Origin of the sequence: Paucibacter sp. B2R-40, assembly GCF_025717555.1 — a bacterium.
Lineage (GTDB): Bacteria > Pseudomonadota > Gammaproteobacteria > Burkholderiales > Burkholderiaceae_C > Paucibacter_A.
The window spans coordinates 1-20,212 of record NZ_JAJIRP010000011.1; the positions used below are offsets into that span (position 1 = coordinate 1).

The following is a 20,212-nucleotide window of genomic DNA, read 5'->3' on the forward strand; positions in this document are numbered from 1 at the left end:
CCACGCTTATCGGCTGTGAATTATTAAAGAGCTCAAGAGGCTTCAGCTTTCGCCGGTCATCTTGTTTTGCTGCTAGCGCTTCGTTACCGAAGTTCGCTAGCAGCGCAGAAGCGGGATTATGACTGATTTTCTTCAAACCCGTCAAGTGCATCGAAATTTTCTTTTGCACTTCCTTTTTGCTACCTCTGCCGCTGCTATGGCGTGAACCTCAGCAGCGAAGCCCACGACTGTAGCACAAGAAGTTCAAGCGCGATCTCCTTGCCGTTGAAAATGGGCAATTACTCGCCCCAACCCATGGCCTCGCGTGCAGTGGCGTCGACACCAACCTGCATTTACCCGGTCGACAAAGAGCTACTGCAAGGTTCGCGCAGGCTTGTTGCGCGCGAAGGCTTGCTCCGCCTCAAGTCGGGGGTCTTCACTGGCCATGATCTCTGGCATGAAAGTAGCCAAGCGCGCCGCATCGGCCCGCAGCACGCGCTGCTTGACCGAGGGGATTTGAGAGGGATGCATGGAAAAGCTACGCAAACCCATCGCCAGCAAGAGGTCGGTGAACGCGGAGTCGCCGGCCATTTCGCCGCAGACGCTCACTGACTTGCCGGCTGCTCGCGCCTGCCCAATCGAGCTTGCCAACAATTGCAATACCGCCGGATGCCACGGGTCATAGAGATGTGCCACTGCCTCATCTGCGCGATCAATCGCCAGCGTGTATTGAATCAGGTCGTTGGTACCGATAGAGACGAAATCCACATGGCGCAGCAAAAGGGGCAGCATCACCGCTGCTGCCGGGATTTCAATCATCACACCCAGATCGACCTGGCTGTAGGCATGCCCCGCGTCGTTAAGTTGCTGTTGAACTTTTTTAATAGCTTCCAAAATTTGCCGAACTTCATGCAGATGAGCCACCATCGGTATCAACAGCCGAACCTTGCCGAAGGCACTGGCACGGTAGATGGCCCGCAGTTGCTGGCGGAACATGCTTGGCTCGGCCAAGCTCCAACGAATGGCCCGCAAACCCATCGCAGGGTTGAGCACATGCTCGTGGCGCAATTCACTCGCGCTCATGCGGTCCAGAGGTTTGTCTGCACCCACATCAACGGTGCGAATCGTCACCGGCATGCCTTGCATCGCCTCTACCGCCGAGCGGTAAGCCGCGAACTGCTCCTCCTCGCCGGGCAACTCGCCGTCTCGGTTCATGAACAGGAATTCGCTGCGGAACAATCCGACCCCGGTGGCGCCCGCCTCGATGGCGCCCAGCGCATCCAAAGGTAACTCGATATTCGCGTGCAACTCGATACGCTCACCATCCAGCGTCACCGCCGGCGTATGCCTCAACCGCGCCAAGCGCGCCCGCTCAAGCTCGCTTTGGCGCTGCCGGAAGCGATATTCCTCCAGCATGATGGGAGACGGATTGACGATGACGGTGCCCGCATCACCATCGATGATGATCCAGTCATCTTGGCGAATCAGCCGAGAGGCCTCACGTGTGCCCACCACCGCTGGGATGTCCATGCTGCGGGCCACGATGGCCGTATGTGAGGTCTTTCCGCCAATATCGGTAATAAAGCCGTGGAAGACGCTGCGCTTGAATTGCATCATGTCGGCCGGCGCAATGTCGGCCGCCACCAGCAACAAAGGGTCTTCACCCGCAAAGTCACGCTGCACAACGCTGGCCGCGTCAGCCGGAATCAAGCCCTGCTCACGCGCCAAAGCACTCAAAATGCGCTCGACCACCTGCTCAAGATCGGCCTTGCGTTCGCGCAGATAGTCGTCCTCCATCTCGTCAAACTGGCGCGCCAGCACCTCAAGCTGAGCCGATAGCGCCCATTCCGCGTTGTAATGACGCTCGATGATCCATTGCGTGGCGGCGCCGATAAGCGCCTCATCGTGCAACAGCATCAAATGCACATCCAGCAAGGCGGCCAGTTCTTGCGGCGTATCCCCACGCAAGTCCTGCTTGAGCGTTTCAAATTCGCGGGCGACGACGTCACGGGCTCGATAGGCGCGTTGGATCTCCGCCTCAACTTGCGACGACGCAACGAAATAGTGCGCAACGTCTACGCGGCTCGACGCCACCAAGACAGCGCGACCAATGGCCACGCCGCGCGAGACCGGGATGCCAAACACCTGAAAGCTCATGCACCGACTTTAGCAGCCACTCAGCCCCGCCACATCGTCATCGAATCGTCATTCATGCGTCATGGCAGCGTCACCGCAACAACCGAGCATCCGCCTGCCGACCAACGACCTAGACGAGGCCGCTCATGAGGGATCTTCCGCTGTCCACCTTGCCCTATTCCGAACTCCGCCCCTCCAGGCTGGAACACCCTCCCATGCAGCAGGCCGCTCGCGGGGTGGCACCGAGTCGTTTGGAAGTCAGCTGGGCCAAAACAGAGCAAGAAGTACGCGACGCACAACAGCTCCGCTTTCGTGTCTTTGCGGAAGAAATGGGCGCTCGCCTGACTCCGCCCAAAGGGTCACCAGCCGGGCACGACATCGATAGCTTCGATGCCTTCTGTGAACACCTGCTGGTGCGCGAAACCGACGCAGGTGGTCAATCAGGCCAAGTCGTCGGCACATATCGCGTGCTGACACCTGCTGCCGCCAAGCAAGCCGGCGGGCTTTACAGCGAAACAGAATTCGATCTGACCCGTCTACGCAGCTTGCGCGGCAATATGGTGGAGTTGGGGCGCTCCTGCATTGACCCCGCACATCGCTCAGGCGGCGTCATCATGTTGCTGTGGGGCGCGCTGGCCGAGTTCATGATGAGAAACAAGCTCGACACCATGGTCGGCTGCGCCAGCATCAGCATGTGTGACGGCGGTCATTTTGCGGCCAGCCTCTGGAAACAGCTGGAGAAGACCCATCTGGCCGGCATTGAATGGCAGGTGCGGCCGCGTCTGCCGCTGCCCGTCGATGACTTGCGCCACGACCTCGCGGTCGAAGCGCCGCCGCTGATCAAGGGCTATTTGCGCTGCGGCGCCCGCATCCTCGGCGCGCCGGCCTGGGACCCGGACTTCAATATGGCCGATCTGCCGATGATGATGCGTTTGGCCGAACTGCCAGCCCGCTATCGGCGTCACTTCATCGAGTGAATCGCAGGCGACCGCTCACTGGCCCTCGCCGAACTTATCGTTCACCAAGGCGGTGATGGCGTCCTGCGCTGCCTGCTCGTCTATTCCCTCGGTCTCAAGCTCGACCTCCGAGCCCATACCTGCTGCCAGCATCATCACCCCCATGATGCTTTTGGCATTGACGCGCCGGCTTTTGCGACTCATGAACACCTCGCACTGAAAACTTCCGGCCAGCTTGGTCAGCTTGGCCGATGCTCGGGCATGCAGGCCCAATTTATTGCTGATGGTGAGCGTTGACTTGATCATTGAATCTCAGGTTTCCGAATGGGGGTTCACGGGAAGGTCATTCAACATGATGCCGGCCGCGCCGCCTTGAACAGCCCGCGTGATCAAGGACTCCAAGGGTTCGGCGATATAGCAAAGCGAACGCCAAAGCATAGGAACGTTGACACCGCTGACCACTCTTACCGTTGCGCTGTGCAAACGCTGGGCGCCATTGCAAGGCGTGGCGCCGAATACATCGGTCAGGATCAAGGCTTCGTTGTGGCCGGCCCGCTGTAGCAGCGCCCGCCCGGCCTGCTCGACATCTTCCGCCGACATATCCGGGGTCACGTCCAAGACGGTCAATTGGGCCGCGCAATGCGGGAAAGTGTGCTCCGCCACCGCCTTCAAGGCAGTGGCAAGCGGGGCATGGGCAATCAAAAGCAAACCGGGCATGGCTTGATTATCAACGCAGCTTTTACCGCACGTCGCTGAATCGTCCGTCCCCTGCGACCGGCGACGCCAAAATGCTCACGGACCGAGCGTCAAGCCGGTGATGAAATTTTCCCATGCGCTCGAATTGTCTTGCGCGCCCAACATCAACACTTGATAGACCCTTAAACCATGCGAGAACACCGCCAGTCGCGCGCGCTGCTGATCGCCCTTCAAGACCAGCAACTGAGCGGCGGGATTGGGCGTCATGCCCCGCACGGCGAGGGCTTCGGTCGCTAACACTTGCGCGTTCAATTTGAGTGTCAGCGAGCGCTGCATCTCCGCCAACGCCGGCGCCACCAGGGCTGGATCGCCAAGATCAGCCCAGGCCAATGAGAAGTTCAATTCATCGGCCTTGCATTCGGCCAGGCCCATGGCCGCCGGTTCGGCGGCAGTCGCAGGCCGACTATTGACCACGGGCTTGCAAGGGAACATCGCCGTGATGCCTGCACCGTCTGGGTGAGTCACGCGCCAATCCAATTTGGGCGAACAAGCCGCGAGGCTGAGAGCAAGGACAAAGGTAGGGAAGCGGACATTCATGGTCACATTATCCAAGCCCAGGCAAGCCAGACCCTGGCCGACAATCTCAGCCATGCAAAATCACGACATCCAAAAAGCATCCTCCGATCCTGCCGGCCCGGCCGCCCTGCCTGCCATGGCACTGAGTGGCTTGCGCATACTCGACCTGTCGCGCGTGCTGGCCGGGCCCTGGTGCACCCAAACCCTGGCCGACCTCGGCGCCGACGTGATCAAGGTTGAACGCCCAGGGAGCGGCGACGACACCCGCGCCTGGGGGCCGCCCTATTTGAAAGACGCGCAAGGCCTGGATACCAGCGAAGCCGCCTATTACCTCGGCGCCAACCGCAACAAGCGCTCGATCGCGATCGACATCGCCAACTCGGCCGGCCAGGCCTTGATTCGGGAGTTGGCGAGCGGCGTCGACGTGTTGGTCGAGAACTTCAAGGTCGGTGATCTGGCCCGCTACGGTCTGGACGCGCAAAGCCTGCGCGAAGCCAACCCGGGTCTGATCGTGTGTTCAATCACCGGCTTCGGCCAGACCGGCCCCTATAAAGACCGGGCCGGCTATGACTACGCAGTGCAGGGCATAGGCGGTTTGATGAGCGTGACCGGCGAGCGCGACGGGCTGCCCGGCGGCGGGCCGCAAAAGGTCGGCGTAGCCGTAGCCGACCTCTTTACCGGCATGTATGCCGCTGTCGCCATCTTGGCCGCCTTGCGTCACCGCGACGCCACCGGCCAGGGTCAGGTCATCGACATGGCCTTGCTGGACACCCAACTGGCCATGCTGGCCAATTTGGGCGCCAACTTCCTGTGCACCGGCCAAGCCCCGGCCCGCATGGGTAATGCGCACCAGAACATCGTGCCCTACCAAGTCTTCGAGGCCAGCGACGGACATTTGATCCTGGCGGTCGGCAATGACATCCAGTTCGCCAAGTTCTGTGCCATCGCGGGCTTCCCCGACTGGGCCCAAGACCCGCGCTTCAGCACCAACGCAGCGCGCGTCAGGCAGCGCGAGGTGCTGGTGCCGATGGTAGAAGCAATCATCAAAACCCGCCCCCGCAATGAATGGCTGGCCGCACTGGAAGCCGCCAAGGTCCCCTGCGGCGCCATCAACAATCTGGACCAAGCCTTTGCCGACCCGCAAGTCCAGGCCCGCGGCATGACAACAGCCATCAAGCACCCGCTCAGCCCGACATTGCGATTGGTGGCCAGCCCAATCAAACTGTCCGCAACGCCGGTGAGCTATCGCCATGCCCCACCTTTATTGGGCCAGCACACCCGGGAGCTCTTGCTGGAAGCGGGCCGTACCGAGGCCGAAATTGCGGCATTAATGCAGGCCGGCGTGATCGCATAAGCTCGAATCAGCATCGTAAAGCGTGTGAAAGTGCTCAAAATTCGAGCTAGTTGCCATTTCGAGGCCAACTCCCCCGGATCAGGGGATGGACGCTGAGGGGCATCGCGTTGACGATGGCGGCCGTTGCGGGATTTTTGCCCGGAAGCGAACCTAAAAGAACAACAGCCGCCCGATCCTTACGCTTGCCCATGTCAATCCCGCCGTCCACTACAACTGTCTCCGCCAACTCGGCCGCCAATGATGTGGCCGGCGAGCCAAGCCCCGTGCAGTGGACCGAAATCGTCCAACAACTGGGCGCTGAGATTGCCGGGCCGCTGAGTTCCGCCTTGGAGCGCATTCACGACTTGGTCAGCACCGGCCAAATCGACCGTCAGAATCTACGCGCGCTGCGCGAAAGCGTCAGCCAAGCCCGTGAAGCCGGCATGCTGGGCCAACAGCTCGCCCGCCTCGCCTCAGGGCGACTCAAGCTGAGCCGTGAACGCATGCATTTGACGCAGGTTTTGCGCGGCGTGCTGGCGCAACGCAGCCGCGAAACGCAGGCGCGTGGCATCCAGGTGCGTCAAATCCTCAAACCGGTTGAGATCATGGCCGACGGCTCGCTGCTGTTTGCGCTGCTGAACGCCTTGATGGACTGGGCGCTGGCCAGCACCCACAGCTCGATCGACTTGCGGCTGGACCTGACCCCCTGGCCTGCCAAAGCCAGGTTGGTGTGCCGCTTTGCCCACCGCTCGCTCGACCTGATCGATGACCCCCGCTTCAACGAGTTGCCCCTGGCCTTGAACTCCTTGGCATGGCGCTTGGTCGAGCAAACCGCTCTGACCATGAATGTCTTGCCCTTGCGCGAGGACGAAGCCGGCATCACGGTGCTGACACTCGAATTCCCGCAAACCATCGGGGATGAGCCTGGCGTAGCCACGGCGGACCAAGAACCCGGTCGGGAACAAAGTCAGAGCAGCGAGCGGGTGGCGGAATTTCAGCTCTCCAACAATTCCAAACCCTTGGCCGGCAGCCATGTGCTGATCATCTCCGAGCGACGCGAATTACGCGCTCAGATCCAGGCTGCCATGCAGCACATGGGCCTGATTATTGATTTGGCCGGCAGCATGGCCGAGGCGGCCCAGTTCTGCCTGGAGGGCTTGCCGCACGGTATCGTGTTCGAAAGCGCCTTGCGCGGCGATGACTTTGACCAACTGTTTGCCGACGTGATGCGCGAAGTGCCCGACTTCTGCTTCATTGAAGTGCTGGACGAGCAACACCTGACCCAGCTCTCCACCGCCACCGCCGACGGCTTGGCGCGCATCTCGCGCCTGCATCTGAACGATGCGCTGTCGTCAGTGCTGATGTTCGAACTCTCCAAAGGGCTTTGAACGCGACTTTGGCAGATTGACCTTGGCCCCGCCCTCCGCGCAGAGCCACGCTAAACTGCCGTCATGAAGCTGCAACGATTTCTTTTGCCTGTGCTGGTGGCGGCCCTGGCCGGTGGCGGATTCTTCGCCTATCAAAACCTTGGCACGCGCGAGGCTGCGCCGGCCGTCAGCTATGTCTTGTTGGACGGCGCCAAGGTCGACTCCAACCAATGGGCCGGCAAGGTCATGCTGGTCAACTTCTGGGCCACCAGCTGCACGACTTGCGTCAAAGAGATGCCGCAAATCATTGCCACCCATGAGAAATTCAAGGGTCGGGGTTTTGATACCCTGGCCGTTGCGATGAGCTACGACCCGCCCGCTTTTGTGTCGAATTTCGCCGAAAGCCGCAAGTTGCCGTTCGGCGTGGCGATCGACAACAACGGCAAGATCGCCCATCAGTTCGGCAAGATTCAGCTGACACCGACGACGTTTTTGATCAACAAGCGTGGCGAGATCGTCAAGCGTTATGTCGGCGAGCCGGACTTCCCCGCCCTGCATGCCTTGGTCGAAAAACTGCTGGCCGAGTCGGCTTGAATCAGCCCCTCAAACAACTCAAGCCCATGTACGCCAACTGCCTGCGCTTTGGGATGTCGATGGCGATTTGCATGGCTCTCAGTGCCGGCGTGCGCGCCGAGACTCCCGCCAATAGCATTGACAAGAACACGCTGGTTTTGGCCGGCGAAGATGACTGGCCGCCCTATAGTGCGGCCGAAAAGCCCGGTGCCGACGCCGACACCAGCCCGGTCGGCTTCAGCGTCGACCTGGTGCGCGCGGTGTTTGCCAGCCAAGGCATACAGGTCAAGATCATCAACGTGCCGTTTGCACGCTGCATGCTCTACGCCAAGAACGGCCAAGTGGCGGGTTGCTTCAACGCCACCATCACCGACGACAACCGCGCTGACTATGTCTGGCACCAGCCGGCCATGTTTGAAGAAGAGCTGTCCATCTTCGCCCGCGCCGATAGCAAGGAGCCGGAACTCAGGCTCGCCGACTTGCGCGGCAAACGCGTGGCCTACACCAATGGCTATACCTACCCGAGCGAATTCATGCACGACAGCCGGATCAAGAAATCCGTGGCCGTCTCTGATGCCGCCCTGATACGCATGCTCTTGGCCAAGCGAGTTGACTACATCTTGCTCAACCGCACCCCCGGCGGCATGCGCATCGACAACACGCCTGAATTCAAAGGCCAAGCCAAGCGCGTGGGCCTGCTCTCCATGGATGGTTTCTGGGTCGCTTTTTCCAAGCAACATCCGCAGGGCGAACGCTTGGCCCAAGCCTTCAGCGCCGGTCTGGCACAGATGCGCCGCGACGGCAGCTATCAGCGCCTGCAAGACGAATTCCGCCGGCGGGTAAATTACCGCTGATCGATCGGCATTCAAGCGTTCTGTTAAACCGTTATACAAAGGCCCAAGATGATTCTCGAGATCGCTGAAATTCAAATTCCACCGGGCCAGCAGGCCGCCTTTGAAGCCGCCATTGCGCAGGGCATCAAGACCGTGGTCTCGCAAGCTCAGGGCTTCATCAGCGCGCGTGTCCAGCATGGCATCGAATCTCCCGAACGCTATATCCTGCAAATCGAATGGGCCAGCCTGGAGGACCATACCGAAGGCTTTCGCGGCAGCCCGCTGTTTCCCGCTTGGCGCGCCATCGTCGGGCCTTTCTTTGCGCAGCCGCCCAGAGTCGAGCATTTCGAGTTCGTTATCTAGGCGCGTATTGCAGGGCTTGGGCCTTGCGCTTGTCTCAAGTCAAGCCGATTTCGCGGCAACTGGCTAGACTGCCGTTGAGGTAGCCCCATTGGGGGCAAATAAGCGACGCCATGGACAAGCATTACCTGACCCCGCTCTTCACCCCCGAGTCAATTGTTGTTTTTGCGGGATCGCCGGACAGCAGCGAGGGGCAAAGTGCCCACGCCCTGGCCTTGCATCAAGCGCTGCAGGCCCAGCGCTTCAGCGGCAGCTTGCGCTTTCTGGACATTCAAAGCACCGGCACCCTGGCCGATTTGGCGCAGGCGCGGGCCGATCTGGCCATCATCGCGCTGCCGCCGCAAGACATTGCCGCAGCGCTGGAGGTGGCCGGGCGCATCACCTGCCGTGCCGCGCTGGTGATCTCCAGCGGCGTCAGCACCGAGCAGGCCGCTGCACTGAAGAAAATTGCGCGCCGCGAAGGCATGCTGCTGCTGGGCCCCAACAGCCTGGGCTTTCAACGCCCTGGCCTGCAGCTCAACGCCAGCGCAACCGGGCCGCTGGCCCAGGCTGGCTCCTTGGCCTTGGTCTCGCAGTCGGGCGCCTTGACCGCATCGATGCTGGACTGGGCGCGCAGCAACGCGGTGGGTTTTTCCTCGGTGGTCTCCTTGGGGCCTAACACCGGCGTCGATATCGCACAGGTCCTGGACTTTCTGGCCAATGACGCGCAGACGCAAAGCATCATCGTCTACCTCGAAGGCATAGGCAACGCGCGGCGTTTCATGAGCGCGCTGCGCTCGGCCGCTAACGCCAAGCCTGTGGTGATCCTGAAGGCCGGCCGCAAGCCTGCTGGCAACGCCGCCGCGCAGACGCACAGCGGCGCCATCGTCGGCAGCGATGATGTCTTCGACTCTGCCTTGCGACGCGCCGGCGCGGTCCGGGTGCGCTCCTTTGTCGAGTTATTTTCGGCCGCGAAATGTCTGGCCTCGCGCTACCGCCCGGTGGGCCGGCGCTTGGCCATCGTCACCAACGGCGGTGGTCCCGGCGTGCTGGCGGCCGACTGGATCAACGAAATCGGCTTGGAGCTTGGGCGCCTCAGCGCCGACTCGGCCGCAGCGCTCAAGCCCTTGCTGCCCGAGCTGGCCAGCCTGTCGGACCTGATCGACCTGTCGGAGGACGCCGAAGGGCCGCACTACCAAGCCGCAATCGAAGCGGCCGGCCGCGACAAGCAGATTGACGGCGTGCTGGCGATCTACTCCCCCAAGCTCGGAGCCGACACCACCGCCGTTGCCCGCGCGCTGGCGCAGATGAAGCGAGGCTTGAGCAAACCGCTGCTGGCCTGCTGGATGGGCGACGCATCGGTGGGCGCAGCCCGCAGCACGCTGAACGAGGCTTCGATTCCAAGTTTTCGTACGCCCGAGGCGGCGGTGGGCGCCTTCGGCAATATCGCGTCCTTTTACCAAAACCAATTGCTCTTGCAGCAAACACCGGCGCCGTTGTCGACCTTGGCCAAGCCCGATATCGAGGCCGCCCGCCTGGTGATCGAAGGCGTTTTGTCCGAGCGGCGCAAGGTGCTGACCGAGATCGAGTCCAAGACCTTGCTGTCGGCCTTCCACATCCCCGTCACCCACACCATTCTGGCGCGCTCGGCCAACGAGGCGATGATGATCGCCACCCAGCTCGGCTATCCCGTCGCCCTGAAGATTGACTCGCCCGATATCACGCACAAGTCCGATGTGCAGGGCGTGATGCTGAATCTGCAGCACGGCGCTGCCGTCAAGGACGGGTATACCGACATGATGGAGCGCGTCGCCCGCTTGGCGCCGCAGGCCCGCATCAACGGCGTCACCGTACAGAAAATGGCGGCCGCCAAGCGGGGCCGTGAGATCTATATCGGTCTGGTCACCGATGACCCGTTTGGCCCGGTGATCGTGTTTGGCGCCGGCGGCACCATGATCGAGTTGCTCAACGACCGCGCCATGGAACTGCCGCCGCTGAACCGCTACCTGGCCCACCGGCTGATCGAACGTTCGCGTGTGGCGGAGACCCTGGGTGATTGGCGCGGCGCCAGCGCCGTCGACATGGATGCGCTGGAGCAAGTGCTGCTGCGTGTGTCGGAGATGGTGTGCGAGTTGCCGCAACTGCGCGAGATGGACATCAATCCCATCATCGTGGACGAGTTCGGCGCCGTCGCGGTGGACGCGCGCATCGTCATCGACGGCGCTTCGGTGGCCGTCGTTTCGAGCGCCGGGCCGGGCTCCCAGCAATACGCCCATTTGGCCATCCTGCCCTACCCGGCGCGGCATGCACAGGTCTGGCCGATGCGCGGCGGCGGCGAATACACGCTGCGTCCGATTCGCCCGGATGACGCACAGATGCTGCAGCAACTCGTCCACAGCCTGTCGGCCGAGAGTCGCTATTTCCGCTTTGTTTCCTCGATGACGGAGTTGCCGCCGGCCATGTTGGCGCGCTTCAGCTTGATCGACTATGACCGTGAGATGGCGCTCGTGGCAGTCTCCAAGCAACGCAGCCTGGACGCTAACGGTGAAGCCCAAGAGACCGAGCGCATCATCGGCGTGTCACGCTATATCACCAACCCGGACCAATCGAGTTGCGAGTTCTCTTTGGTGGTGGCCGATGACTTCAGCGGCAAGGGCCTGGGCTCGCGCCTGATGGAAAGCATCATGGACGTGGCGCGCGAAAAGGGCCTGAGCGAAATCGAGGGCCTGGTATTGGCCAAGAATCCCGGCATGCTCAAGCTGATGAAAAGTCTGGGCTTCAGCATCAAGCCCTTTGCCGAAGACCCCGACTTCAAATGGGTGACGCACGCTCTATAGTCTGCGCCATCAAAGCGCGTCGCTCATATCCGGCCCGGCCGGCGCCGCCATAGGCAGAAGAATCTCAAAGCGCGTGCCTTGGCCGAGGACGCTGCTCACCGTGATGCTGCCTCCGAGCAGATTGCGCACGATGTTGTAGCTGACGTGCAGGCCCAGGCCGCTGCCGCCCTGGCCCAGCCGGGTGGTGAAAAAGGGCTCGAAAATCTTGTCGAGATGCTCGGCCGCGATGCCCAGGCCATCGTCCTCGAAGCACAGCATGACCTGCTGAGCATTCCGCGCCTTGGCGCTCAGCCGCATGCGCCCGCCCTGCCTGCCGGCGAAGCCATGCAGGCCGGCATTGATGACCAGATTGCTGAGTACCTGAGCCAAAGGGCCGGGATAGCTGTCGAGCGCCAAATCCTCGGGCACATCAAGCGCCAAGCTATGCCCGGCCCGCACCAGCAAATGCGCCAGCGTCAGCGCCACTTCTTCGCAGGTCTGCCGAAGCAAGAAGGTGCGCCTGCGCTCGGAGGTCTGGTCAACCGCCAACTGCTTAAAGCCACTGACCAACTCGGCCGCCTTTTCAAGATTACGCATCAACAAACCACTGGCGTCCTGTGTGCTGCGGCAAAACTGTTCAAGCTGCGATTTACGCAGATGCCCTTGACTGACCAGCGCCAAAAATTCCTCGCTGCCGTCGCGCAAGGTACTGGCCACCATCAGGCTGTTGCCGATGGGCGTGTTGAGTTCATGCGCGACACCCGCAACCAAGGAGCCCAGCGCCGCCAGCTTCTCGCGCTCGATCAAATCCCGCTGCATCTGGCGCAACTCCGTCAGGGCCGCGTGGGTCTGCTGCTGGGCAGATTCGGTCTGGGCATAGGCGGCCGCGTTGTCCAAGGCGATCGCGGCATAGGCGCACAGAGCCTTGAAGATGAAGCGTTCGCGGTCTCCGTAGGCATGTTGACGGCTTGATTGAATCGAGATCACACCCAGCAGCCTGTCGCCGGCCAACAAAGGGCCGAACAAGAGGCTGAGCGTCTCGAGCGTGCCTTGAATCAAGCGTGTGCCATCGCTTTGCTCGGGCTCAAGATTGATCAGCAGCTCCTCGCGTTCACGCGCACAGCGCGCGAACACCGAATTGCCCTGCAAGGCGAGGGTCTCGCTGGGCAACTTGCGTCCGTCCTCTGCCCCATAGGCCAGGACCAGCTGTTGGGGCGTGGCCGCTGCCGCCTGCGCGGGCTCCACCATAAAAACCACAAAGCTCGCCGCATCCAGCAACTGCTCAACATGCCGGTGCAGCGTCTGAAACACGCTCTCGGCCTGCAAGCTGGCGGTAATTTCTCGCCCCATCACACCCAGCACTTCCAAGGTCGCCGTGGTTTCCCGCAAGGCCTCGGCCGCCTGCTGATGCAATGCCGCCTGAGCCTGCGCATGTTCCAGTTCATGCCTGACTTGCATCGCCACCGCGCGGTTTTGGACGGCGGTCGTCTGCACCCGACGGAAAGCATTGTTGGCCGCAAGCCCATGCTCGTAGGCGGCCTTGTAATTGCCCGCCAGAGCCTCGGCTTGCGCCAGTTCTTGCCACAGTTCCGGCGTTGGCTCATAGCCGGTGATGGTGGCCGCCAGCGCCAGCGCTTGGCGCAAATAGTGAAGCGCCTGCGAAGGCGCTTGCGTGGCGGGCGGCAGTGGTGTGCCCGCATCCGGCGGCATTTGCGCCAGCACCTGCAAGGCCTTCACCTGGCCCAAGACATCGCCCAAGCTGGTGGCCAAATTCAACGCAGTGGCGGCCACCTTGGCGGCCGCCTGATGTTGGCCGACCTTCAAGAGCGCTGAGGCCCAACCACAATGCAAGAGCAGCAACAAGTCGGGCGCCAGTTTCAGCTCGCGCTGGGCCGCCAAGTCGCTGAAGGCCTGAACCGCCTCGGCGTGGCGGCCATCGGCAAGCTCCAGTTCAGCCAGATCAATCGCCACTTGAGCCTGCGAACGCGAGCCCGGCAAGCGCGCCATTTGTTTGGCGCCTTCGACCAGGAAGCCGCGCGCTTCGCCGTAGCGCCCCAATTGCCGCATCGCACTGCCTATCTTGGCCAGGCATAGGCCAAGGCAGGCAGGCCAGCCAACTTGCCGCGCCAGCAACAAGTCGCGTTCATGCATGGCCAAAGCAGTGTCCAAGTCACCCAAGCGCAGAAACGACTCGGCTGCGTTGCTGCCGGCCACCAGGGCCCGCCTCAGTTGGCCAATGTCCAGGCCGATCTCGTAGGCCCGCAAAAAATGTTTGATCGAGGCAGCCGGGTCGCCGGCCAATGCGGCCGCCAGCCCGCGCGCATTGCTGATCCAAAACGCCACCGGCAATGGCCGGGGTTGATCGCTCGGAAAACTCTGCTGGATGGCCACCGACGCCGCCACCGGTTCGTCAAACAAGGCCATCATCAAACTGCGAGCATGCAGGGCGCTGTACCGATCCTTGTCGCCCGCAGCCTCATACGCCGCCAGGGCTGCCTCCAAAATGCCTTTGGTCTGGCCCTGCTTGCCGCTATCCTCCAAGACCTGCGCGTGCAACCAATAGGCATCCCCGAGACCCACCAAATCGTGGCAAGACTCAAACTGCGCAATCGCTGCGAGCACCATTTGCAGGGCCGTGCCGAGCTCGGCCGACAGCAAATTCAACTCGGCACGCACCAGCGTCAAGCGCGCTGCGAGGGGCGGAACTTCGCCCGCCTGGGTCTGAGCATCCAAGCCCTGCAAGCTGCGTTCGCCGGCTTCGACCCAGGCCAAAGCTTGCCGGCTATCGCTCTGGCGCCAATACCAAGCCAAAGCCACCAGGGTTTGCGCGCGCGCCAAGCCCGACTGCCCAAGCAAGCCTTGCTCCAGCGCGATCACTTCAACTTTGGGCAGGAATATTTCCATCGCAGGGTCTATCGAGTTCTGTGCACTCTACGCCTGCTTCAGCAAATTGCCCGTCACATCGGTTACCGGGCTGGCCCTCAAATCGGCAAGACTCGAGCCGGCCGTGACATCCGACACGGTCGCCGAATTTGCAGATGAGCGCCATCGATGAGCCGCTCGACTGGAGCTATCGCTTGTTTTCCCTCAGCATGACCGCGCGGAAATGCTTGCCCTGCAGGGTCGGCTCGTAGTGCCAATCCTGGATCAGCTGCGGCGCCCAATCCGGGTCAAACACCCAAGCTACCCAACTGACGCCTTTGCTGCTTAAGTAATTTGTTATGCGATTACCATAGCTGCCATCGTCGATAACAGGAATGTGGGCGCCTTTATCGGTCGCCAACTGGTAGCCGATTTCGGTGGCAATTACCGGGTACTTGTTGGCGACAAAACCCCAGTCACGCTCCCAGTTCTGCTCAAAAGGCGCAGCCACTTTCATCGGATAGGGGTGGCTGACATAGGCCACGTTGCTGCGCTCGATCGGCTCTGTGGCTATCGGCGTGAGGTCATAGGCCCAGTTGAATCCGGCCACCAAGGAGATCGCATTCGGGTTGTGCGCCTGAATGATGGTAATCGCCTCTTCGTTGATGGCCTTCCAGTCGGCCCAGCTCAAGACACCTAATTGCCCGCCAAAAACGGTCGGCTCATTGAAGATCTCGAACATGGCGACCGCGTTGACGCCCTTGTAACGCGCCGCCACGGTGCGGAAAAAGTCGAATGTCTCCGCCTTGGTGGTGGCGTAGCTGCTGTTTTGAAACAGCTCGGATTTGAGATTGCCGATGGAATGCCAATCGACAATCGCATACATGCCCAGTTCGTTGAGCCAGTGAACGGTCTGATCCAGAATTTCCAGATAGCCCTTCTTGCCGCGCCTCTGCCATGCCGAGGGGTGGACTGGAATGCGCACCACATTGGCGCCCCAGGCCTTGATGACCTCAAAGTGTTGGCGGCTGAAGTGGCCTTCTTTGACGAGCTTGTCCGGGTCGGAAATGTTCACGCCGCGAAACACAAGGGCGGCGCCCTGGTCATCCACGAACTGATTGCCCGCCACTTTCACCTGTGGCAATTGCTGGGCGATGGCCGCCAAGTCGAAGCGCGGAATATCCGCGTCGCTGCTCCACCAGCCTTGGCCGTTTTGCCACGCCTGACCCTGCGAGGCGAGCAGGTCCGCGGCCAGGGCCTGGCCGCTGAGGCAACTTAAAAGCAGCCAGGCCCAAGGCTGCAGGCGAGTCATGGGCTTCATGCAAAAGCGAGCCTATGGAGGCAAAAGATCAGCACGGCCAGCGAGACCGCCGCGCCGATCAGCGTCGCTATTTTTGCGCCCTGGGCATTGCCCAGATAGTGTTGTTCAGAGCTCGGGCTGGCCACCTGCGCGGCCTGGGCCGCAAGGCCAAAGGTCCGATGCGCGAAAAAGGCCTTGGGCAGCAGCAGCGCCAGCAGGAGCGAAAGCTGCGTCAGCCCACTGCCGGGCTCGGCGCCTTGCAGCGAGCCCAGCACCTTGGCGTCGCCGATCAAGACCAGCAAGATGCCCAGCATCGCAAACATCGACGCACGCCCGGCCAGGCCTTGCACGGCTTGTTCGACGACCGTCAAGCGCGCAGGGTCATCGACCGTCACTTGCACGCCGCCCGCACCGGCCGCAAAGATCGACGGGGCCTCGTCTTCCTGCTGCGGAAACGGCGCCCGCCAAGCCGCCAGCACCGAAGGCACCGAGGCGAACATCACGAGCAAGAAGAAGCTCGAAAAGCCCAACCATTCCGCCAGCGGCCCGGAGATCATTGCGGTCGGCACCAAGACCAGGTTCATCAAGGCGGTGGCAAAAGCGTAATGGGTCATGGTCGAGCGGCCGGGTGCCAACTGCTGCATCAGGTAGACCATATTGCCGACCATGCCGAAGCCATAGCCGAACTTTTCGATGCTGACCAAGCCCACCACGGCGCTGTAGTCCAGGCCATGGCCAGCGGCCGCGTAATGGCTCATCAGCACGAAGGTGAAATGCGGAATATTCAAGCTCAGGCCCAAGATCCAAAGCGAGCGCCGCAGGCCCAATTTGCCGGCGAAGGCGCCGCCCAGCAGGCCGCCCACGATGCTGGCGAGCGTGCCGTAGACCGCATCGATATCGCTGACTTGACCCGCACTCAGGCCCAAGCCGCCCTGCTCGGTGCTGCTCTGCAAGAACAGCTGGCCTTCCATCAGGATCAGCCCTTCGCCCAGGCGGTAGAGGAAGACAAAAGCAATCATGCCCCAGAAGGCCCGCTTATGAAAAAAGGTCGTTGCCGTGCCGCTGAAGTCACGCCAAACCTGAGCTGCGCCGCTCGGGCGCAGCGCCACGCTGCCGGTCGGCAAAACGAACAAGTGATACAGCGCCAGCAGACCCATCGCAGCGGCGCAGCTCAACATCACATGGCGCCACATCGCCTGATCGGACCAGCCTTGGCTGGCCTGCAGCTTGAACAACACCGAAATCAACAGTCCTGTGGCCAAGACCTTGCCGAGCACCCAAAACGCACCTTGCATGCCGGCCAAGCGCGACTGCGCGGGTTTGTCGAGTGCGGTCAGGTAGATGCCATCGGCGCAGATGTCCTGGGTCGATGAGGCGAAGGCCGCCACCCACAACAAGGCAATGCTGATCTGGAAGAAGCCCGGCTCGCCGACCGACATCGCAATCGCCGCAAACAAGAAACCGCACAACAGCTCCATCGTCAGCACAAAGAAGCGCTTGGTCCGGTACATGTCCAGAAAGGCTGCCCACAGCGGCTTCAAGGACCAGGCAATGCCGATGCTGCCGACCGCGACGGTAATTTGGCTGTCGGCAAAGCCGAGCGACTTGAACATGCGCACCGAGGTGCCGTTGATGACGTTGTAGGGAATGCCCATCGCCAAGTAGAGTGAGGCGACCCAAAAAACATTGCGCAGCGCCGAGAGTGGTGCTGCTTTGATCGGCGGTGTGGGCTTCATTGAGCTCGTGATGTCCATCATTCAATGCGCCATATCAAGGTCCAGGGCGCGGCAAGCACCTTGCAAGGCCGCTTGCTCGCTGCAGCGTACGACAAAGCTCGGGATGTCACTCAAATAGGCCCGGAACCGTCCCTTGGCCTCAAAGCTGACGCGGAATTTTGACTCTGAAAATCGAGCGCCGAGTCGCGGCACGATGCCCCCGCCGATATACACACCGCCTCTTGCGCCCAAGGTCAGCGCCAAATTGCCAGCCACGCCGCCAAGCAAGCTGCAGAACATCTCCAGCGCTGCGTCGGCGATCGCATCACTGCGTGCCAGCGCCGCCTGCGTCACCTGCTGTGCCGGCAAGGCCTCCACGCGCACACCACGCAGCTGCGCCAAGGCCATGTAGAGGTTTTCCAGCCCCGGCCCGGACAAGGCACGCTCGGCCGACGCATGGCCAAAGCGCTGCTGCAGGATGCCCAGCACCGCCTGCTCCTCGGGCTCGTAGGAGCTCAAGGTCACATGACCACCCTCGCCGCCCAGGGGCACCAAGCCCGCGCCGTAAGACGGCACCAGGCCCGACACACCCAGACCCGTGCCCGGCCCTATTAGCGCAATCGGCGCGCCGGCTACCGCTTGGCCCGCACCAAGCTGGCATAGCGCATCGGCATGCAGCGTCGGCAGCGCCAGCGCCAGCGCCGAGAAGTCATTCAACACCAGCAAGCGCTGCAGCCCCAAGGCCTCCTGCATGGCTTTGATCGAGAACGTCCACGCATGGTTGGTCATGCGGATATGGTCGCCGGTGACCGGCGTGGCGATGCCGATCGCGCTAGCGCGCGGCCGCTCCAGGCCCTCGCGCCAGAGGTGGTGGCAGATCGCGTCGCAAAGCGATTCAAAATCGGCGCAGGCATAGCTGCCGGTCTGCTGCAATGGGCCGTTGGCGCTGAACTGGCTGGCAAAGCGGACATTGGTGCCGCCGACATCGGCGAGCAAGCGCGGAAAGCCATGCGACTGAGCGGAGGGGTTCATGGGGCTCACTTTCGGGGCCGACTGGGCAGGCCGTGTCGGCGCGCTCGACTCAGGCGCCGCCACGACTTGCGCTCCCAAAGGCCTCAATCAGCGCCCGGTACCAATGTGCACTGGCCTTGGCCACGCGCTGCTGAGTGCTGTAGTCCACATGGAAGATGCCAAAGCGCTTCAGGTAGCCGGAATTCCACTCGAAGTTATCGAGCAGACTCCAGTAGAAATAACCCCGCACATCCACCCCCAGGTCCATCGCCTGCGCCAAGGCGCTCAAATGGGCTTTCAGATAGGCAATGCGTTCGACATCCATCACCTGCCCGTCCACCAGCTCATCGGCATTGGCCATGCCGTTTTCGGTGATGAAGATGGGCGGCGGCGAATACTCGCGGGTGATGCGCACCAGATGCTGGGTCAGCGCCTTGGGGTAGATCTCCCAGCCCATATCGGTGAAGCCCATCTTGCCCGGTGCCGGCACGGCCGGCGTTTGCGTGCTGATGAAGCTGCGGGTGTAGAAGTTCACCCCCAGAAAGTCCAGCGGCTGCTGAATCAGGGTCAGGTCTTGCGCCTCGATCTGCGGGGCGTCGGTGCCCAGATGTTCAATCACGTCGGCCGGATAGCTGCCCCTAAAAATGGGGTCCATATACCAGCGCACATTCAAGCCGTCATCGATACGGGCGGCTTGGCGATCGGCCTCGGTCGGCTCGGCCGCGAATGCCGGCGTGTGGTTCAAGACCACGCCGAGCTGAGTCTGCGTGAGCGGGCGCATCGCCAGAATTGCCGCGCCATGCGCCATCATCAGATGATGCGAAACCTGCGCTGCTGTCTTGCGGCTGCGCAGGCCGGGGGCAAACTGGCCCGTTTCATAACCCAAGGTCGCCACGCACCAGGGTTCGTTCAAGGTCGCGATGCTGGCGACCTTGGCGCCAAAGCGCCGGGCGACTTCCGCCGCATAGGCTGCAAAGTGGGGCACGATATCGCGCGACATCCAGCCGCCGATACTGTCGTGCAAGGCTTGCGGCAAATCCCAGTGATACAGCGTCACATGGGGTTTGATGCCGGCTTCGATCAAAGCGTCGATCAATTGATCGTAGAAAGCGAAGCCGGCTTCGTTCCAGGCGCCCTCGCCCGATGCCTGCACGCGCGGCCAAGAGATCGAGAAACGGTAGGCCTCCAAGCCCAACCACTTCATACGCGCAATGTCTTCACGGAACAAGTGGTAATGGTCGCAAGCCAGATCGATGTGGGAGCCATCATTGATACGCCCGGGCTCGGCGCAAAAAGTATCCCAGATCGATGCGCCCTTGCCGTCGAGCGCCGCTGCGCCTTCAATTTGGGCCGCGCTGGTGGCTGAGCCCCATTGAAAGCTGGCAGGAAATCGGCTCGCCAAAATGCTGTCTTCGGGCTTGAAAATATTGTTGGCAGTCATGGGTTCACAGGTTCAAGATAATTCGGCAGTGGCGGGCTATGCCGAGAAGCAGGCTCTTCGAATAAGGCAGCCAAAACGGCGCTGAAACTTGTTGTCGGGGCAAAACACAGGGGTCACCCTCGCTGCTGCAAGGCATCGAAGCAATGCAGCGCGGCCATGATAGAGAGCAAAAGACAACGTTGTCAACGAAAAATAGACAACGCTGTCGTTTACCCTGATGGGGTTACTTGGTGCGACCGGATCGAACGAAAGCCACCCGCTCAGAAGCTGTTGTTTTTT

16 protein-coding genes are annotated in these 20,212 nt (G+C 61.7%); 7 read left to right on the forward strand and 9 right to left on the reverse strand.

Annotation, left to right across the window (positions count from 1 at the left end; genetic code table 11):
• Window positions 1-351 precede the first annotated feature (351 nt).
• Window positions 352-2,136, reverse strand: a complete 1,785-nt coding sequence (ptsP, locus tag LNV09_RS19955) for a phosphoenolpyruvate--protein phosphotransferase (protein ID WP_263558831.1) — start codon at window positions 2,134-2,136, stop codon at window positions 352-354.
• Window positions 2,137-2,261: 125 nt separating this feature from the next.
• Between ptsP and LNV09_RS19960 the strand changes: the two genes are divergently transcribed.
• Entirely contained in the window at window positions 2,262-3,092 is an 831-nt protein-coding gene (locus LNV09_RS19960; protein WP_263558832.1) for a GNAT family N-acetyltransferase, read from the forward strand.
• A gap of 15 nt (window positions 3,093-3,107) precedes the next feature.
• On the opposite strand, the gene LNV09_RS19965 is transcribed toward LNV09_RS19960, so the two are convergent.
• The 3 genes from LNV09_RS19965 to LNV09_RS19975 form a co-directional block, all read right to left on the reverse strand.
• Window positions 3,108-3,377, reverse strand: coding sequence for an HPr family phosphocarrier protein (locus LNV09_RS19965; protein WP_263558833.1), 270 nt, complete (start codon window positions 3,375-3,377; stop codon window positions 3,108-3,110).
• Between the two features lie 6 nt (window positions 3,378-3,383).
• Window positions 3,384-3,788 (reverse strand): PTS sugar transporter subunit IIA, encoded by a 405-nt coding sequence (locus LNV09_RS19970; protein ID WP_263558834.1) that lies wholly within the window; start codon window positions 3,786-3,788, stop codon window positions 3,384-3,386.
• Window positions 3,789-3,863: 75 nt separating this feature from the next.
• Window positions 3,864-4,292 (reverse strand): hypothetical protein, encoded by a 429-nt coding sequence (locus tag LNV09_RS19975; protein ID WP_263558835.1) that lies wholly within the window; start codon window positions 4,290-4,292, stop codon window positions 3,864-3,866.
• A gap of 187 nt (window positions 4,293-4,479) precedes the next feature.
• Here LNV09_RS19975 and LNV09_RS19980 point away from each other — a divergent pair, with 187 nt between their 5' ends.
• The 6 genes from LNV09_RS19980 to LNV09_RS20005 all read left to right on the forward strand — a co-directional run bounded on the left by LNV09_RS19980 (window position 4,480) and on the right by LNV09_RS20005 (window position 11,625).
• On the forward strand, window positions 4,480-5,697 hold the full coding sequence (locus LNV09_RS19980; RefSeq protein WP_263558997.1) for a CaiB/BaiF CoA transferase family protein: 1,218 nt from the start codon (window positions 4,480-4,482) through the stop codon (window positions 5,695-5,697).
• A gap of 188 nt (window positions 5,698-5,885) precedes the next feature.
• Window positions 5,886-7,064: a sensor histidine kinase family protein gene (locus LNV09_RS19985; protein ID WP_263558836.1), complete on the forward strand. Its 1,179-nt coding sequence runs from the start codon at window positions 5,886-5,888 to the stop codon at window positions 7,062-7,064.
• A gap of 63 nt (window positions 7,065-7,127) precedes the next feature.
• Window positions 7,128-7,637 carry a TlpA family protein disulfide reductase gene (locus LNV09_RS19990; RefSeq protein WP_263558837.1) on the forward strand — a complete coding sequence of 170 codons (510 nt, stop codon included), beginning with the start codon at window positions 7,128-7,130 and terminating at the stop codon, window positions 7,635-7,637.
• The gene (locus tag LNV09_RS19995) at window positions 7,634-8,470 is read left to right on the forward strand and encodes a substrate-binding periplasmic protein (protein WP_263558838.1); all 837 of its coding nucleotides are present in this window, start codon (window positions 7,634-7,636) and stop codon (window positions 8,468-8,470) included. Before LNV09_RS19990 ends, LNV09_RS19995 begins: the two co-directional genes overlap by 4 nt.
• A 48-nt stretch (window positions 8,471-8,518) precedes the next feature.
• A complete protein-coding gene (locus LNV09_RS20000) occupies window positions 8,519-8,812 on the forward strand; it encodes an antibiotic biosynthesis monooxygenase family protein (protein ID WP_263558839.1) in 294 nt (97 codons plus the stop codon).
• Window positions 8,813-8,922: 110 nt separating this feature from the next.
• Window positions 8,923-11,625, forward strand: a complete 2,703-nt coding sequence (locus tag LNV09_RS20005) for a bifunctional acetate--CoA ligase family protein/GNAT family N-acetyltransferase (protein ID WP_263558840.1) — start codon at window positions 8,923-8,925, stop codon at window positions 11,623-11,625.
• Between the two features lie 9 nt (window positions 11,626-11,634).
• Here LNV09_RS20005 and LNV09_RS20010 read toward each other — a convergent pair whose 3' ends face one another.
• From LNV09_RS20010 to LNV09_RS20030, 5 genes are all read right to left on the reverse strand, one after another.
• Complete coding sequence (locus LNV09_RS20010) at window positions 11,635-14,508, reverse strand: sensor histidine kinase (RefSeq protein ID WP_263558841.1); 2,874 nt, start codon at window positions 14,506-14,508, stop codon at window positions 11,635-11,637.
• 166 nt (window positions 14,509-14,674) lie between these two features.
• Window positions 14,675-15,631, reverse strand: a complete 957-nt coding sequence (locus tag LNV09_RS20015; RefSeq protein ID WP_263558842.1) for a glycoside hydrolase family 5 protein — start codon at window positions 15,629-15,631, stop codon at window positions 14,675-14,677.
• Between the two features lie 152 nt (window positions 15,632-15,783).
• Window positions 15,784-17,523 carry an MFS transporter gene (locus tag LNV09_RS20020; RefSeq protein WP_263558843.1) on the reverse strand — a complete coding sequence of 580 codons (1,740 nt, stop codon included), beginning with the start codon at window positions 17,521-17,523 and terminating at the stop codon, window positions 15,784-15,786.
• Window positions 17,524-18,513: a glucokinase gene (glk, locus tag LNV09_RS20025; RefSeq protein WP_263558844.1), complete on the reverse strand. Its 990-nt coding sequence runs from the start codon at window positions 18,511-18,513 to the stop codon at window positions 17,524-17,526. It abuts the gene before it with no gap.
• A gap of 49 nt (window positions 18,514-18,562) precedes the next feature.
• Window positions 18,563-19,933 (reverse strand): GH1 family beta-glucosidase, encoded by a 1,371-nt coding sequence (locus LNV09_RS20030; protein WP_263558845.1) that lies wholly within the window; start codon window positions 19,931-19,933, stop codon window positions 18,563-18,565.
• Window positions 19,934-20,212 lie beyond the last annotated feature (279 nt).

What these genes read in the sequence shown, in the direction of transcription:
- glk (WP_263558844.1), bottom strand. Translation starts at nt 18,513, where the DNA reads ATGAACCCCTCCGCTCAGTCGCATGGCTTTCCGCGCTTGCTCGCCGAT.
- LNV09_RS20005 (WP_263558840.1), top strand. Translation starts at nt 8,923, where the DNA reads ATGGACAAGCATTACCTGACCCCGCTCTTCACCCCCGAGTCAATTGTT.
- LNV09_RS19990 (WP_263558837.1), top strand. Translation starts at nt 7,128, where the DNA reads ATGAAGCTGCAACGATTTCTTTTGCCTGTGCTGGTGGCGGCCCTGGCC.
- LNV09_RS19960 (WP_263558832.1), top strand. Translation starts at nt 2,262, where the DNA reads ATGAGGGATCTTCCGCTGTCCACCTTGCCCTATTCCGAACTCCGCCCC.
- LNV09_RS19985 (WP_263558836.1), top strand. Translation starts at nt 5,886, where the DNA reads ATGTCAATCCCGCCGTCCACTACAACTGTCTCCGCCAACTCGGCCGCC.
- LNV09_RS19970 (WP_263558834.1), bottom strand. Translation starts at nt 3,788, where the DNA reads ATGCCCGGTTTGCTTTTGATTGCCCATGCCCCGCTTGCCACTGCCTTG.
- LNV09_RS20010 (WP_263558841.1), bottom strand. Translation starts at nt 14,508, where the DNA reads ATGGAAATATTCCTGCCCAAAGTTGAAGTGATCGCGCTGGAGCAAGGC.
- LNV09_RS20000 (WP_263558839.1), top strand. Translation starts at nt 8,519, where the DNA reads ATGATTCTCGAGATCGCTGAAATTCAAATTCCACCGGGCCAGCAGGCC.
- LNV09_RS20030 (WP_263558845.1), bottom strand. Translation starts at nt 19,933, where the DNA reads ATGACTGCCAACAATATTTTCAAGCCCGAAGACAGCATTTTGGCGAGC.
- ptsP (WP_263558831.1), bottom strand. Translation starts at nt 2,136, where the DNA reads ATGAGCTTTCAGGTGTTTGGCATCCCGGTCTCGCGCGGCGTGGCCATT.
- LNV09_RS19980 (WP_263558997.1), top strand. Translation starts at nt 4,480, where the DNA reads ATGGCACTGAGTGGCTTGCGCATACTCGACCTGTCGCGCGTGCTGGCC.
- LNV09_RS20020 (WP_263558843.1), bottom strand. Translation starts at nt 17,523, where the DNA reads ATGATGGACATCACGAGCTCAATGAAGCCCACACCGCCGATCAAAGCA.
- LNV09_RS19965 (WP_263558833.1), bottom strand. Translation starts at nt 3,377, where the DNA reads ATGATCAAGTCAACGCTCACCATCAGCAATAAATTGGGCCTGCATGCC.